A 12,934-nucleotide genomic window follows, 5' to 3' on the forward strand; every position below is an offset into this window, starting at 1 on the left:
CTCCCGCAGCGTTGCCGGCGCCCGCCCCCGTGAATGCGTGGTGGTGCGCGGCGGCGGCGCTGCCGCGATCGTGCTCGGCGCCGGCGACGCCATCGCGATCCGGGACGCGGAAGGGCTGCAACCGGCCCTCGTCTTCGCCATCGACGGCGAGGGACCAGCGGACGGCACGGCGCTCGGCCTCGAAGGGCCGGCCGATGCGGCCCTTGCGGCGGTGCTGGATCCGGGGGGAGAGGGGAGCGCGCAGGTGGCCCATGCGCTTGCCGCGCGGGGGATCGCGCCGGAGGCCGTGACCGGGCACAGGGTGCTCGCCGGCGATCATCCGGCACAGACACAGGTCGCGCTCACGGCGCAGCGCGATCTGATGGTCGTGGTGGCCGCGCCCGGCGGCCCCATGGCGCCCGATGGGCAGGATGCGCCCACGGATATCGAGGTCATCGTCACCCGCGCCCCCGGATATGAGCGCCCCCTGCCGGAGCCCCTGGCCGAGCCGAAGCTCGACTTGCGGGTGCCGGCTGCGCAGGCCCGCGCCTTTCGGGTGAAAGCCGGCGACTATATCCAGATCATCGACGTGGACGGGCGCCAGTGCTCGGACTTCCTCGCCTTCGATGCGGCGGCGCTGGAGCAGGGCGCGGAATTCGGCCTTGACGCCACCACCACCCGCACCCTCATGGGCGCGGCCTATCCGGGGCCGGGACTGCACTCGAAATATTATGACGAGCGCCAGATCCCCCTCGTGGAAGTGATCCGCGACACGGTGGGGCGGCACGACACCTTCGCGCTGGCCTGCTCGGCCAAATATTATGAGGACATGGGCTATCCGGGCCACGCCAACTGCTCGGACAATTTCAATGCGGTGCTTTCGCCTTACGGCATCCGCCCGCGCGCGGGCTGGCCGGCCATCAACTTCTTCTACAATACCGCGGTGGACCACACCAACGCGCTCACCATGGACGAGCCCTGGTCGCGGCCTGGCGACTATGTGCTGATGAAGGCGCTGACCGACCTTGTCTGCGCCGCCTCGTCCTGCGCCGACGACATCGACCCGGCCAATGGCTGGGTGCCCACCGACATCCATGTGCGCGTCTATGACAGCGCCGAAAGCTTCTCCAGGGGGACCGCATTCCGCATGAATGCCGCAGCCGAGCCGCGCCTGACGCGCGAGAGCGCCTTTCATCCGCGCCTGTCGCAGATGACCCGCAGCTTCGTGGAGTATCGCGGCTTCTGGCTGCCCACCTGCTTCACCGGCGAAGGCCCCATTGCCGAATACTGGGCCTGCCGCGAGAAGGCGGCGGTGATGGACCTCTCCCCCCTGCGCAAGTTCGAGGTGACCGGGCCGGACGCGGAACTCCTGCTCCAGCGCACGGTGACGCGCGACATGCGCAAGCTGGCGGTGGGACAGGTGGTCTACACGGCGCTGACCTACGACCACGGCGGCATGATCGACGACGCCACCGTCTTCCGCCTCGCGCCATCCAATTTCCGGGTGGTGTGCGGGGAGGAGTTCACCGGCTCCTGGCTGCGCGACAAGGCGAACGAATGGGGCCTGAACGCCTTCGTGCGCTCCTCCACCGACCAGTTGCACAATATCGCGGTGCAGGGGCCACTCTCCCGCGAGATCCTCGCCGAAATGATCTGGACCAGCCCGACGCAAGCGTCCATCGCCGAACTGAAATGGTTCCGCTTCGCCGTGACACGGCTCGGCGGACCCATGGGACCGGCGCTGGTGGTCTCGCGCACCGGCTACACGGGGGAACTCGGCTACGAGATCTGGTGCCACCCCAAGGATGCGGGCGCCGTGTTCGACGCGGTCTGGGCGGCGGGCGCGCCGAAGGGGATGAAACCGCTGGGCCTGTCCGCCCTCGACATGCTGCGCATCGAGGCCGGGCTGGTGTTCGCGGGCTACGATTTCTGCGACCAGACCGACCCGTTCGAGGCCGGAATCGGATTCGCGGTGGCGGAGAAGGAGGAGGATTTCGTGGGCAAGGCGGCGCTGGCGCGGCGCAAGGCCAGCCCGGCCCGCAAGATGGTGGGGCTCAAGATCGAGGGCAACGACGCGGTCGGCCACGGCGATCCGCTCTATATGGGCCGCGCCCAGGTGGGCGTCGTCACCAGCGCCACCCATTCGCCCATCCTGAAAGGCCAGATCGCACTGGCGCGGATCGATGTGGCCCATGCGGCCACGGGCACGCCGGTGGAGATCGGCAAGCTGGACGGCCTGCGCAAGCGCATCGGCGCCGAGATCGCGCCCTTCCCGCACTTCGATCCGCAGAAGATCCGGGTGCGCGCCTGACGGGCGATGCACGGCGGCCGATCGAGCTTTCGGCCGCCAAGACCATGTATTGATTTGAGCACCTCCAGACGATATTTCGCCTGGAGGTGTTTTTGCGCGCTCAATACGCATATGAATGAATTTTAGGCACAGCTTTGATCCAAAAATGACTCGCACTAACCTTACGTCATACTTACATCTTGATTGACAAATTTTTTTCGCGCCGGGAAACTCCCCCGCATAAAAATGAGGGGAACCACATGAGCATCGCAGCAACCACAGGGGCCGCCGCCCCCCCAGAGGCCGGCACCCTTCAACGCAAGATCAGCTGGACCGGAGCATTCTGGATCGCGAGCGGGGTGCCCGCGCTCGTGCTCTTCTCCATCGGCGCCATCGGCGCCACGGTGGGCGCGCCGGCCTGGTTCGTGTGGATCCTGTCCATCATCTTCGGCTTCATCCAGGCCTTCTCCTATGCGGAGATCGCCGGCCTGTTCCCGCACAAGTCCGGCGGTGCCTCGGTGTATGGCGCCATCGCCTGGGTGCGCTATGGCAAGCTGCTCGCGCCCTTCTCGGTGTGGTGCAACTGGCTCGCCTGGTCGCCGGTGCTGTCCATCGGCTCGGGGCTCGCGGCGGGCTATGTGCTCTCCATCCTGTTCCCGGCGGATGCCGCCATCAATACGTGGCAGCTCACCCTCGTGGACCTCGGCTGGCTGAAGACCGGCCTTGCGCTGCGTCTCAACGCCACCTTCTTCCTCGGCGCCGCGCTGCTGCTCGTCGCCTTCGCCATCCAGCATCGCGGCATCAGCCAGACTGCGCGGGTGCAGGTGGTGCTGGGCGTGGTGGCGCTGCTGCCGCTGGTGCTCATCGGCCTTGTGCCCCTGATCACCGGCGACGTGCTGGCGGCCAATCTCGGCCCGTTCGCGCCGCTGGCGAAGGACGAGGCCGGCAAGGTGATCGCCGGATCGTGGGACATGGCCGGCGTCACGCTCATGGCCGGCGGCCTGTTCATCGCCGCCTGGTCCACCTACGGCTTCGAGACGGCGGTCTGCTACACGCGGGAGTTCCGCGACCCCAAGACCGACACCTTCAAGGCCATCCTCTATTCGGGCCTTTTGTGCATCTTCGTCTTCACCATCGTGCCCATCTCGTTCCAGGGCGTGCTCGGCCTCGGCCAGCTGGTGACCCCGGCGGTGACGGATGCCGCCGGCACGGTGACGACGCCGGCGGTCTATGACGGCATCCTGTCGGCGGACATCTATTCCGGCATGGGCGTCGCCAGCGCCATGGCGGACATGATCAAGGGCGGGCCCATCGTCCACCACGTGATCGTGGTGATGCTGATCCTCGCCCTCATGCTCGCCATCATCACCTCCATGGCGGGCTCCTCGCGCACCCTCTACCAGGCCTCCGTGGACGGCTGGCTGCCCAAGTACCTCAGCCACGTGAACGAGAACGGCGCGCCCACCAAGGCCATGTGGACGGATCTCGGCTTCAACCTCATCCTCTTGATGATGTCGGACTACGTGTTCATCCTCGCCATCTCCAACGTCTGCTACATTCTGTTCAACTTCCTCAATCTCAACGCCGCCTGGATGCACCGCATCGACCGCCCGAACTGGGACCGCCCGTTCAAGGCGCCCACCTGGCTCATCGGCATGGGCACGACCCTCGCCTACGTGAACCTGTTCCTGCTCGGCATGGGCGCGGACATCTGGGGCGCCGGCACGCTGGTGACGGGTCTCGTGGTCTCGGCCGCCATCATCCCGGTCTTCCTGTTCCGCCATTATGTGACCGACAAGGGCCAGTTCCCGGCGGCGATGATGGAGGACATGCACCTGAAGGCCGAGGCCGGCGCCGGCACGCGGGCGGGCCTCGTGCCCTACCTCGCCCTCGCTTTGGGTGCCGTGGTGATCATCGTGGCGCGCACCCTCGCGGTCTACTGAGCGGAGACGAGATGAGCGATCAAGGCATCAAGAGCCGGCCCAAGTACCAGCCGATCGCACCGGATCCGCAGGGCCGGCACCATCTGCTGGTTGTGGACGGACCCGAGGTCCCGACCGAGGCTTTGGCGGAGGGGGTCACCCCCTCCGCCTTCGAGGTGTGGACGGTGGCGCGCAAGAGCGCCGTGCCCGGCAGCGCCGCCATGGACGAGGAAGCCGGCGCGGTGCGCGTCTTCCGCGCCGTGCCTCACCTGTTCTCGGCGCTTGAGGAGCGGCTCGCCCGCGAGACCATGGGCCTGCGCCTCTACGCCGCCGGGCCGGAGACGTTCCTGTGGGATGCCAACGGCATCGGCGCGCGCGCCGGCCTCAGCCGGCAGGAGATGGCTTTCGCCCACGTGGGCGCGCAGGCGCGGCGCATCTTCTGCGTCCATTGCCGCACGGTGATGGAAGGCGTCACCACCTCCATCACCACCTGCGCGGGCTGCGGGGCGCCGCTGTTCGTGCGCGATCATTTCTCGCGGCGGCTCGCCGCCTTCATGGCCGTGCAGGTCGATGCGGAAGTGCCGGGCGAGGTGCCGCCGGCCGAGGAGCTGTATTCATGACCGCCGGGGACCCCTTGCACGTGCGCGTGCGCGACATCGTGGAGCTGGCGCCGAGCCTGAAGCGCTTCTCGTTCGAGCCGGCCCATGGCGGCCTGTTCCCCACCCCGCCCGCGGGCGGCCATGTGATGCTCACCCTGCGCGACGGCGCGCGGGTGATGAAGAACGCCTATTCCCTGGTCTCGGCGCCCATGGAGCGGGCGCGCTACGACATCATCGTGCGTCTCGTGGCCCAGTCGCGGGGCGGCTCCGCCTTCCTCCACCGCAAGGTCATGCCCGGCGACGTGCTGGAGATGGCAAGCCCAGTGAGCCTGTTCCCGCTCGCCGCCACGGCGAGGAAGCACCTGCTCATCGGCGGCGGCATCGGCATCACGCCCATGCTGTCCTTCCTGCCGGAGCTGAAGGCGCGGGGCGCCCGCTTCGAGTTGCACCAACTTGCAGGCGGCGAGGAGGCCGCCGTGTTCGAGCGCCTCCTCGCGCCTTATGCCGCGGGCGAGGAGATCCGCGTCCATGGCGGCGGCCGCGCCGCCTTCGACCTCGCCGGCCTGCTGTCGCGCCAGCCGCTGGGTACCCATGTCTATGTGTGCGGCCCGCACACCCTGATGGATGCGGTGACGGGCACCGCCACAGCGCTGGGCTGGCCCAGGGGCAAGATCCACAAGGAGAGCTTCGGCGGCGCCGGCGGCGGCCTGCCGTTCCGCGCCATCCTCAAACGCTCCGGCATCGAGGTGGAGGTGGGCGAGACCCAGAGCCTGCTGGAAGCCATAGAAGCGGCGGGCGTTGACGCGCCCTGCCTGTGCCGCGGCGGCGCCTGCGGCGAATGCATGACCCCGGTCATCGAGGGCGAGGTGGACCACCGCGACGACTTCCTCTCCGCCGAGGAGAAGGCGGGCGGCAGGCTGGTGATGACCTGCGTCTCCCGCGCCCGCGGCCCGCGCCTCGTGCTCGATCTGTAAGGTCGCTCCCCCTCTCCCGCTCGCGGGGGAGGGTTGGGGAGGGGGCAAGCCCTTTCCGCAAACACATCACGCCGGGTGGAGACCACCCTGCCCTCCCCCGCAAGCGGGAGAGGGTTCACACCTTGCCATTCCCAGAGGATCCGTCCGAAAGGATCATCCCATGACCCTCCAGTTCAAGCCCGCCGAGACCTTCCGCGACACCTTCACCTACAGGAAGTCGCCGGAAGACATCCTGCGCTTTCCCTTCCCGTTCCCCGAGGACGCGTACATGTACTCGGTGAACATCGAGCCCCATGTGCGCGGCGGCCCCACGGCGGCGTTCCAGGCGGCGTTCGACATCGACGAGCACTACATCGCCGAGTGCCGCGAGCGCGAGCGGGTGCTGAAGGAGGACCCCAAGCGCTGCCAGGTGCTGCCGCACATGCTGGCGGCGGAGTGGGACAGCCTGGAACTCATCATGGAGAGCCTGGCGCAGGACTATCCCGAGCACTTCTCCCTGACCAGGGCCGGCGACCTTTGGACCTGGGTGAACCGGCCACTCAACATCCACCAGAGCTTCACCTTCGGCAAGGTTGAGACCCTGCCCTGCGGGCCATTCGAATACATCACCCGGCAGGCGCAGGGCGACTTCACGCTCCAGGACCAGCGCGACGACAACCTCTATGTGGACGGCGGCATGGTGACCACACAGGCCGACTGGTCGCTGGAGTTCGACATCGGCATGAGCTTCCACGAATGGCACGGCCCGGTGCCGCTGGCCCACGAGAAGGGGGTGTTCGACCGGGCGCTGAAATACCTGCTGCGCCTGCAATACGGCCAGCCGGTGCGGCGGCTCAACTGGACCATGACCGTCAATCCGCGCCTCGACACCTCGCCGGAGAATTATCCGGTGTGGGGCCCGGACAAGGCGAGCGTCACCCCGGAAAACGTGGCCGACAAGGTGCACCTGCGGGTGGAGTTGCAGACGCTCTATCGCCTGCCGCGCTCCAACGCGATCCTGTTCGGCATCCGCTGCTACCTCACCAGCGTGGCCGATATCGCCCGGGTGCCGAAATGGCGCCGGCGCCTGCACCGCGTGCTGCGGGACCTTCACCCCGACATCGCCGCCTACAAGGGCCTGCCCCGCTTCCGCCAGATGGTGGTGGACCACCTCGCCCCGCTCGATGACGGCGCGCCCACCTCCAGGGGCATCGCGCCGGATACGGACGTGCTGGCGGGGTGAGGACAGGGAACCGCCTGCGCGCGCCGCCAGTTGCGGCGCGCTCCTGTCGTCAGAGCTCCGGCAGCCCCAGCCATTTCTGGAAGGCGTTGAGCACCAGGTTCACCGACAGGGCCGCAAGCAGGATGCCCATGACCCGGCGCAGCAGGCTCGCGCCGCTCTGGCCGATCACCCTGGCGATGGTGTCGCCCAGCAGGAACACCACGAACAGCACCGTCATCATCAGGGCCAGCACCCCCATGGTGACCAGATGATGCGACAGCGGGGCGCCGCGATTGTTGTCCGAGAACAGCACCATGGCGAGAATCGCCCCCGGCCCGGCGAGAATCGGCGTGGCGAGCGGATAGACCGCGAGCGTTGCAAGGCCGCGCTCGGGATCGACCCGCACCGGGCGATGGGGCGTCTCCACGAAGATCAGCGTCATGGCGAACAGGAACAGGATCATCCCGCCGGAAATCTGGAAGGCGAGGATGGAGATGCCCATGGCCTGGAGCAGCAGCCGTCCGAGCAGCGTGAACACCACCAGAATCAGGAAGGCGAAGACGAGGGCCAGCCCCGCCACCTTGTGCCGCTGCGGCGGATCGAGGTGGGATGTGGCACTCAGGAACAGGCTCAGGTGGCTGAACGGCTCCAGCACCACCCAGAGCGTCACCAGCTGGCTGGCAAACAGGTTCAGGTCCTCGATCATCGCGCACCCCCCGCCGTGTTCCGCACCGATGCGCACCGGTGGATCGTTCGTTGACGTGACGCAACGAGATCTGAAGCTGTGCTAGGTAGTGTGTCGTGTCTGTGGAGGAAATGCCAAATGCTTCAGAACATAAAGAGCGTGCTTATCGGCATGACGGAAGAGGGCATTGACGAGCCCTCGTCCGCTCTGGCCTACGGTCTGTCGCTGGCCCAGAAGGCAGGCGCGCATGCCACCATCCAGGCCGCCTCGCTGAAGGTGGTCATGGGCAACACCTTCGTGAGCAACGTCGCTTCCGGCCTCGTGGCCGCGCACAACCGCCGGCTGCGCCAGCTTGCCGCGGATGTGGCGGAGAAGGCGCGGGGCGATGCGGCGGCGGCGGGCGTCTCGGCCTCGGTGGATACGCCCCAGCTCACCTACCCCCAGCTCGTGGATACGTTCATCGCGCAGGCCCGCGTGCACGACATCTCGGTGCTGGACGCGGAAGCGACCACCGTCAATGCCGACCGTGGCCTCATCGAGGGGCTGCTGTTCGAGAGCGGGCGGCCGGTCCTGGTGGTGCCTCCCGGCTTCGATACCTTCACCTTCCATCGCGTGCTTGTGGCCTGGGATGCCAGCGCCCGCGCCGCGCGGGCGGTGAACGACGCCATGGACATCCTCAAGGCCGCCGGCACCGTGGAAGTGCTCGCCATCGGCACCGAGAAGGAGCTGTCGCACGAGGTACCCGGCGCGGAGCTGGCGCCACATCTCGTCCGCCACGGCGTCAATGTGAGCGTCAAGAACCTCGTCGCAGGCGGGGAAGGTATCGCCGGCACGCTGCGCGAGCAGGCCTCGCTCATCGGCGCCGACCTCATCGTCATGGGCGCCTTCAACCATTCGCGCGTGCGGGAATGGGTGCTGGGCGGGGTCACCGAGTCGCTGCTGGCGGACTGCAAGGTCCCCCTGTTCATGTCCTATTGATCGTCCTGCGCCACTGAAAGGAGCGCCCGCACCGCCTCAGGCGACGGGCGCGTTTCAGCCCTGCTGCCGCTGCGCTTTCCGGAGGGAAGGCCGCGTCAGGCGCACCGGCTGCCTCAGCTCACCGGTTGCCAGCGCCCGTCCGCGGCGCGGCAGGCAGCGCCCCGCGCGATCTGGGGGCGATTGTCGATATAGATGGTGTGGGAATAATCGCGGCAGCTCTGGAAGCCGGCGCGATTGTAGGGCGGCCCCGCCACCACCGTGCCATGGGCGCCGCTGTCCCCCTTCCAGCCGATGGGATAGCCGGGCCCGCCGGTCTCCAGCGCCGACACTTCCGCATCATAGGCGCGGCGCCGGTCCCCCTCGTCGAGGCCGTTGCCGATGCCGCCGCTGATGAGCCCGCCGGAGACCGCCCCGCTCATGACCGGCGCCGTGGGCAGCGCCGCCTGTGCCGGAATGGCGCGCGGGCCGGAGCCCGAATCCGTCACGCAGCCGCCCAGAGCCGAAGCAAGGACGGCGAGGGCGGACAATCGGACGCGAACCATGCGGGCGGGCATCGAATGGGTCTCACGGGTGAGGACAATGGGGCGACACCAAGGCTCCCTTCCCTCTTAAGCGGTCGCGGCGCGCCTGAAAACAGGCTTGCCTGCGGCGGCGGCGCGGGCGCGTCAACGAGGCGCATCCGCCGGGCCGACGGAAACAGGTCTCCGGCCGTGCCATGGCACCGGCAGCCTCACGGCGCCGATGGCGGAAGCGGCGGCGCGGCGGCCGGAAGCACGAGCTCGGTGCGCAGGCCGCCGACCGGCGCGGAGCTCAGCTCGAAGCGGCCGCCATAGAGCAGGGCCAGTTCGTGCACGATGGAGAGGCCGAGGCCCGAGCCCGGCTTCGATTCGTCGAGCCGCCGGCCGCGGCGCCCCACATCCACCCGGCGCGCCGGGTCGAGCCCCGGGCCGTCATCGTCGATGATCACGTGGAAGAAGACCCGGTCGCCCGGCGCTCCCGGCTGGCCGATGCAGACCTCGAGCCCGACCCGGGACGAGGCCCACTTGCAGGCATTGTCCACGAGGTTGCCGATCATCTCCTCGAGATCCTGCTGCTCGCCGCGGAAATGCACGTCGTCGCGGATGTGAACCTCGATGGCGAGGTCCTTGCCGCGGTGGATCTTCTCCATGGTGCGGGCCAGCGCGGTGATGACGGGGGTCACCTCGCACACGCTCGCCACCACGGAGACGCGGGCCGCCATGCGCGCCCGCTCCAGGTGGTGGGCCACCTGGTCCCGCATCACCCCGGCCTGGTCGCGCACGCGCACGGCGAGGGGATCGTCCCGCGTGCCGGCCTCGTTCATCAGCACGGAAAGCGGCGTCTTGAGCGCGTGGGCGAGGTTGCCCACATGGGTGCGGGCGCGCTCCACGATCTCCTTGTTGGCGTCGATGAGGGCATTGACCTCCCGCACCAGCGGCGTGATCTCGTCCGGATAGGCGCCCTCCAGCCGCTCGGCCTTGCCGGAGCGCACGTCGGCGAGGGCCTGCGAGATGCGCGTCAGCGGCTTCAGGCCGAAGCGCACCTGCACCATCACCACGAGGAGGAAGGCGCAGGCGAGCACCACCAGCGTGCCGGCCAGCGCCAGGTTGAAGGCGGAGATCTCCTCCTCCAGCTCCGAGGCCACTGCCGCCACCGACACCACGTAGCGGGCGTCGGAGCCGAGATCCACGTCGCGCTCGGCGAGGCGCAGTTCCTCGCCGTGGGGACCCTTCACATAGCCCTCGCGCATCAGGCCGGGCCGCCCCTTGATGCCCTGCACCGCGAGCAGCGGCAGCGCTCCCGTCACCAGCGAGCGCGAGGCCCGCCGCCGCGCCTCGCCGGTGCCGGAGATGAGGGTGATCTGCCAGTACCAGCCGGAATTGGGAAAGGCGAACAGGGGATCGCCGAGGGCCACGGGCTCGGGCAGAACCTCGTCGGAGGCGTTGGCGACCTCGGCCACGATGGTCTTGAGATACACGTCGAGCCGGCGGTCGAAGGCGCGCTCGGCGGCGGTGCGGTAGAGCGAGGACAGCACGAAGCCCACCACCAGCAGCACCACCAGGGTGATGCCCATGGCCGAGAGCACGAGGCGGAAGGCGAGTGAGCCGGGGGCGTATTCGGAGGGCCGCGACGCTGGTGCCATGGTCATTCCGCGCGTCAGCGCTGCCCGTCCGGCGCGGCGAGCAGATAGCCGAGGCCGCGCACGGTCTGGATCACGTCGCAGTCGAGCTTCTTGCGCAGGCGCCCGACGAACACCTCGATGGTATTGGAATCGCGGTCGAAATCCTGGTCGTAGAGATGCTCCACCAGCTCCCCGCGCGACACCACGCGCCCGGCATGGTGCATGAGGTAGCTGAGCAGCCGGTATTCGTGGGAGGTGAGCTTGACCGCATTTCCGTCCACCGTGACGCGGCCGGAGCGGGTATCGAGCCGCACCGGCCCGCAAGTCATCTCGCTGGAGGCGTGGCCGGTGGCGCGGCGCAGCAGGGCGCGCAGGCGGGCCAGCACCTCCTCCATGTGGAACGGCTTGGCCACATAGTCGTCGGCCCCGGCATCGAAGCCCTGCACCTTGTCGCTCCAGCGGTCGCGGGCGGTGAGGATCAGCACCGGCGTGACCTTGCCGGCGCGCCGCCAGCTTTCCAGCACCGAGATGCCGTCGAGCTTCGGCAGGCCGATGTCGAGGACGATGGCGTCATAGGGCTCGGTCTCGCCGAGATACTGCCCCTCCTCGCCGTCATAGGCGCGATCCACCGCATAGCCCGCATCGTTCAGGGCCTCGACGAGCTGTCGGTTCAGCTCGGGATCGTCCTCGACCACCAAAAGACGCACAGGTTTTCTCCGGCTTCGGCTCCCGACCACATAAAGCACGCGCCAGCCGGCCGGCATCCCCCTTTTGGAGGGATAACGTTTTCATCCTTGCCGCCCGGCCGGTTGAGAATGACAGAGGCGCGTGGCGGAGCAAGCGTGAACGGCGCCGCAGGGCCGCGCGCCCCCGATCATTTCCAGCCGCACAGGCGGCGGCCGACCGCATTGTGGGCCTTCGCCTGGCGGATGGTCTCGTCGCTGTCGGCCGCCGACCAGCGGATCGGCTGGGCGGCGCCGCAATAGACCTTACCCGCGCCGGAACCCGTCGTCGTCGCGCAGCCGGCGAGCGTCGCCGTCGCGGCGATCAGCGCCAGAGCGCGCAGCACGGGCCGTATCGAGGATGCGCTCGGCATCGCGTTCTCCTTTCTCCATGGCGTGGGAATAGCCCTGCTGCGCGCCCTTCCGGTACGCGAGGACGAAGGCGAGCACGGCCGCCGCGGCGAGCGCCGCGCGCGGTCCCGCGACCCACGCCAGCGCCGCGACGGCGACAAGCCCGGCCATGCCCCAGACCCACCAGGGCACGCCGTAGCCCAGAAGATGGGCGAGGCCGCTCACGCCGCCGGCCCCGCGGGCAGCAGGTCGAGGATCGCCGCCCGGCGCGCTCCGGCACGGGCGCTCCACCACACATAAGCAAGGCCGCCAAGGGTGAGGGCGAGGCCGAGCAGCGTCAGGCCCGTGAAGACCAGCGCGAGCGTCGCGGACGCCTGCGCGTGGGGGGCGATCTGGCGCGCCGCCTCGGACACGGCGGAGGCGGCGACACCGCCCGCCACCGCCCCGGCGCCCGCCTGCGGCCTCGGGGCCGGGCGGGCGCTGGCGACGGGCGCCTTGCCGGACCGGATCGCGGCGTCCGGCCCGTCCACCGGGATGCGGCGGGCTGGGCCGGCACCGGTGGCCCAGGCCTTGCCGGCCTTGCGCACGTCCTCCACCCGCCGCCCCCAGCCGCGGCCGAACACCGGCCAGGTCCGGAGCGCCTTCAGCATGGCGAGGCGGCGGTCGCAGATGTCGTCCACGAGGCGGGCGGGGGCCGTCTCCGCTGCCGTGCGGGCGGCCGCCAGGGTCACCGCGCCCATCTCGCCGTCCGCTGGCAGGCCCAGCGCCCGTTGCAGCCATTTGACCGACTGGCCGGGGCCGGAATTCACCGCCCCGTCGAACACCACATAGTCGATGCCCTCCGGCAGCTCGTCGGCGCGGACGGCGTCCCAGTACTGGCGGCGATAGATGTCCTGAAGCTCGCCCTCCTCGATCTCGCGCACCGGACGCACCGCAAGCCCCTTGCCGCGCCGGTAGCCGTCATAGACCCGCTGGATGACGCCCTTCATGGTCGGGCCGCCGGGGTCGTCGGGATGGTTGGAATAGCCGCCTTCGTGGCGGAGCACGGCATTGAGCGCCGGCTTGAAGCTGGTCCTGGCCATGGGTGTCACCT

The 12,934-nt window shown here is 69.1% G+C and carries 13 protein-coding genes; 6 read left to right on the forward strand and 7 right to left on the reverse strand.

Annotated features, from left to right (window positions below):
• Positions 1 to 37 precede the first annotated feature (37 nt).
• The 5 genes from K9U40_RS13005 (at position 38) to K9U40_RS13025 (ending at position 6,986) form a co-directional block, all read left to right on the forward strand.
• Complete coding sequence (locus K9U40_RS13005) at positions 38 to 2,290, forward strand: DUF1989 domain-containing protein (RefSeq protein WP_432715917.1); 2,253 nt, start codon at positions 38 to 40, stop codon at positions 2,288 to 2,290.
• 239 nt (positions 2,291 to 2,529) lie between these two features.
• Positions 2,530 to 4,212: an APC family permease gene (locus K9U40_RS13010; protein WP_282890619.1), complete on the forward strand. Its 1,683-nt coding sequence runs from the start codon at positions 2,530 to 2,532 to the stop codon at positions 4,210 to 4,212.
• 11 nt (positions 4,213 to 4,223) lie between these two features.
• A complete protein-coding gene (locus K9U40_RS13015) occupies positions 4,224 to 4,811 on the forward strand; it encodes a dimethylamine monooxygenase subunit DmmA family protein (RefSeq protein WP_282890620.1) in 588 nt (195 codons plus the stop codon).
• Entirely contained in the window at positions 4,808 to 5,764 is a 957-nt protein-coding gene (locus K9U40_RS13020) for a PDR/VanB family oxidoreductase (RefSeq protein WP_282890621.1), read from the forward strand. The genes K9U40_RS13015 and K9U40_RS13020 overlap by 4 nt, the downstream gene beginning before the upstream one ends.
• Positions 5,765 to 5,924: 160 nt before the next feature.
• Positions 5,925 to 6,986, forward strand: coding sequence for a heme-dependent oxidative N-demethylase family protein (locus tag K9U40_RS13025; RefSeq protein ID WP_282890622.1), 1,062 nt, complete (start codon positions 5,925 to 5,927; stop codon positions 6,984 to 6,986).
• 49 nt (positions 6,987 to 7,035) lie between these two features.
• Here the strand turns inward: K9U40_RS13025 and K9U40_RS13030 are convergent, their stop codons facing one another.
• A complete protein-coding gene (locus tag K9U40_RS13030; RefSeq protein WP_282890623.1) occupies positions 7,036 to 7,671 on the reverse strand; it encodes a MarC family protein in 636 nt (211 codons plus the stop codon).
• 117 nt (positions 7,672 to 7,788) lie between these two features.
• Between K9U40_RS13030 and K9U40_RS13035 the strand changes: the two genes are divergently transcribed.
• Positions 7,789 to 8,628 carry a universal stress protein gene (locus K9U40_RS13035; RefSeq protein ID WP_282890624.1) on the forward strand — a complete coding sequence of 280 codons (840 nt, stop codon included), beginning with the start codon at positions 7,789 to 7,791 and terminating at the stop codon, positions 8,626 to 8,628.
• A 113-nt stretch (positions 8,629 to 8,741) separates the two neighbouring features.
• Here the strand turns inward: K9U40_RS13035 and K9U40_RS13040 are convergent, their stop codons facing one another.
• From K9U40_RS13040 to K9U40_RS13065, 6 genes are all read right to left on the reverse strand, one after another.
• Positions 8,742 to 9,182: a hypothetical protein gene (locus K9U40_RS13040; RefSeq protein ID WP_282890625.1), complete on the reverse strand. Its 441-nt coding sequence runs from the start codon at positions 9,180 to 9,182 to the stop codon at positions 8,742 to 8,744.
• 176 nt (positions 9,183 to 9,358) lie between these two features.
• Positions 9,359 to 10,789 carry a sensor histidine kinase gene (locus K9U40_RS13045; protein WP_282890626.1) on the reverse strand — a complete coding sequence of 477 codons (1,431 nt, stop codon included), beginning with the start codon at positions 10,787 to 10,789 and terminating at the stop codon, positions 9,359 to 9,361.
• Between the two features lie 14 nt (positions 10,790 to 10,803).
• Positions 10,804 to 11,475 (reverse strand): response regulator transcription factor, encoded by a 672-nt coding sequence (locus K9U40_RS13050; protein WP_282890627.1) that lies wholly within the window; start codon positions 11,473 to 11,475, stop codon positions 10,804 to 10,806.
• A gap of 167 nt (positions 11,476 to 11,642) precedes the next feature.
• Positions 11,643 to 11,837, reverse strand: a complete 195-nt coding sequence (locus tag K9U40_RS13055; protein WP_282890628.1) for a hypothetical protein — start codon at positions 11,835 to 11,837, stop codon at positions 11,643 to 11,645.
• Positions 11,758 to 12,066, reverse strand: coding sequence for a hypothetical protein (locus K9U40_RS13060; RefSeq protein ID WP_282890629.1), 309 nt, complete (start codon positions 12,064 to 12,066; stop codon positions 11,758 to 11,760). The genes K9U40_RS13055 and K9U40_RS13060 overlap by 80 nt, the downstream gene beginning before the upstream one ends.
• The gene (locus tag K9U40_RS13065; protein ID WP_282890630.1) at positions 12,063 to 12,923 is read right to left on the reverse strand and encodes a glycoside hydrolase family 108 protein; all 861 of its coding nucleotides are present in this window, start codon (positions 12,921 to 12,923) and stop codon (positions 12,063 to 12,065) included. The genes K9U40_RS13060 and K9U40_RS13065 overlap by 4 nt, the downstream gene beginning before the upstream one ends.
• Positions 12,924 to 12,934 lie beyond the last annotated feature (11 nt).

It is taken from the genome of Xanthobacter autotrophicus (assembly GCF_030015065.1).
GTDB classification, from domain to species: Bacteria; Pseudomonadota; Alphaproteobacteria; order Rhizobiales; family Xanthobacteraceae; genus Xanthobacter; species Xanthobacter autotrophicus_D.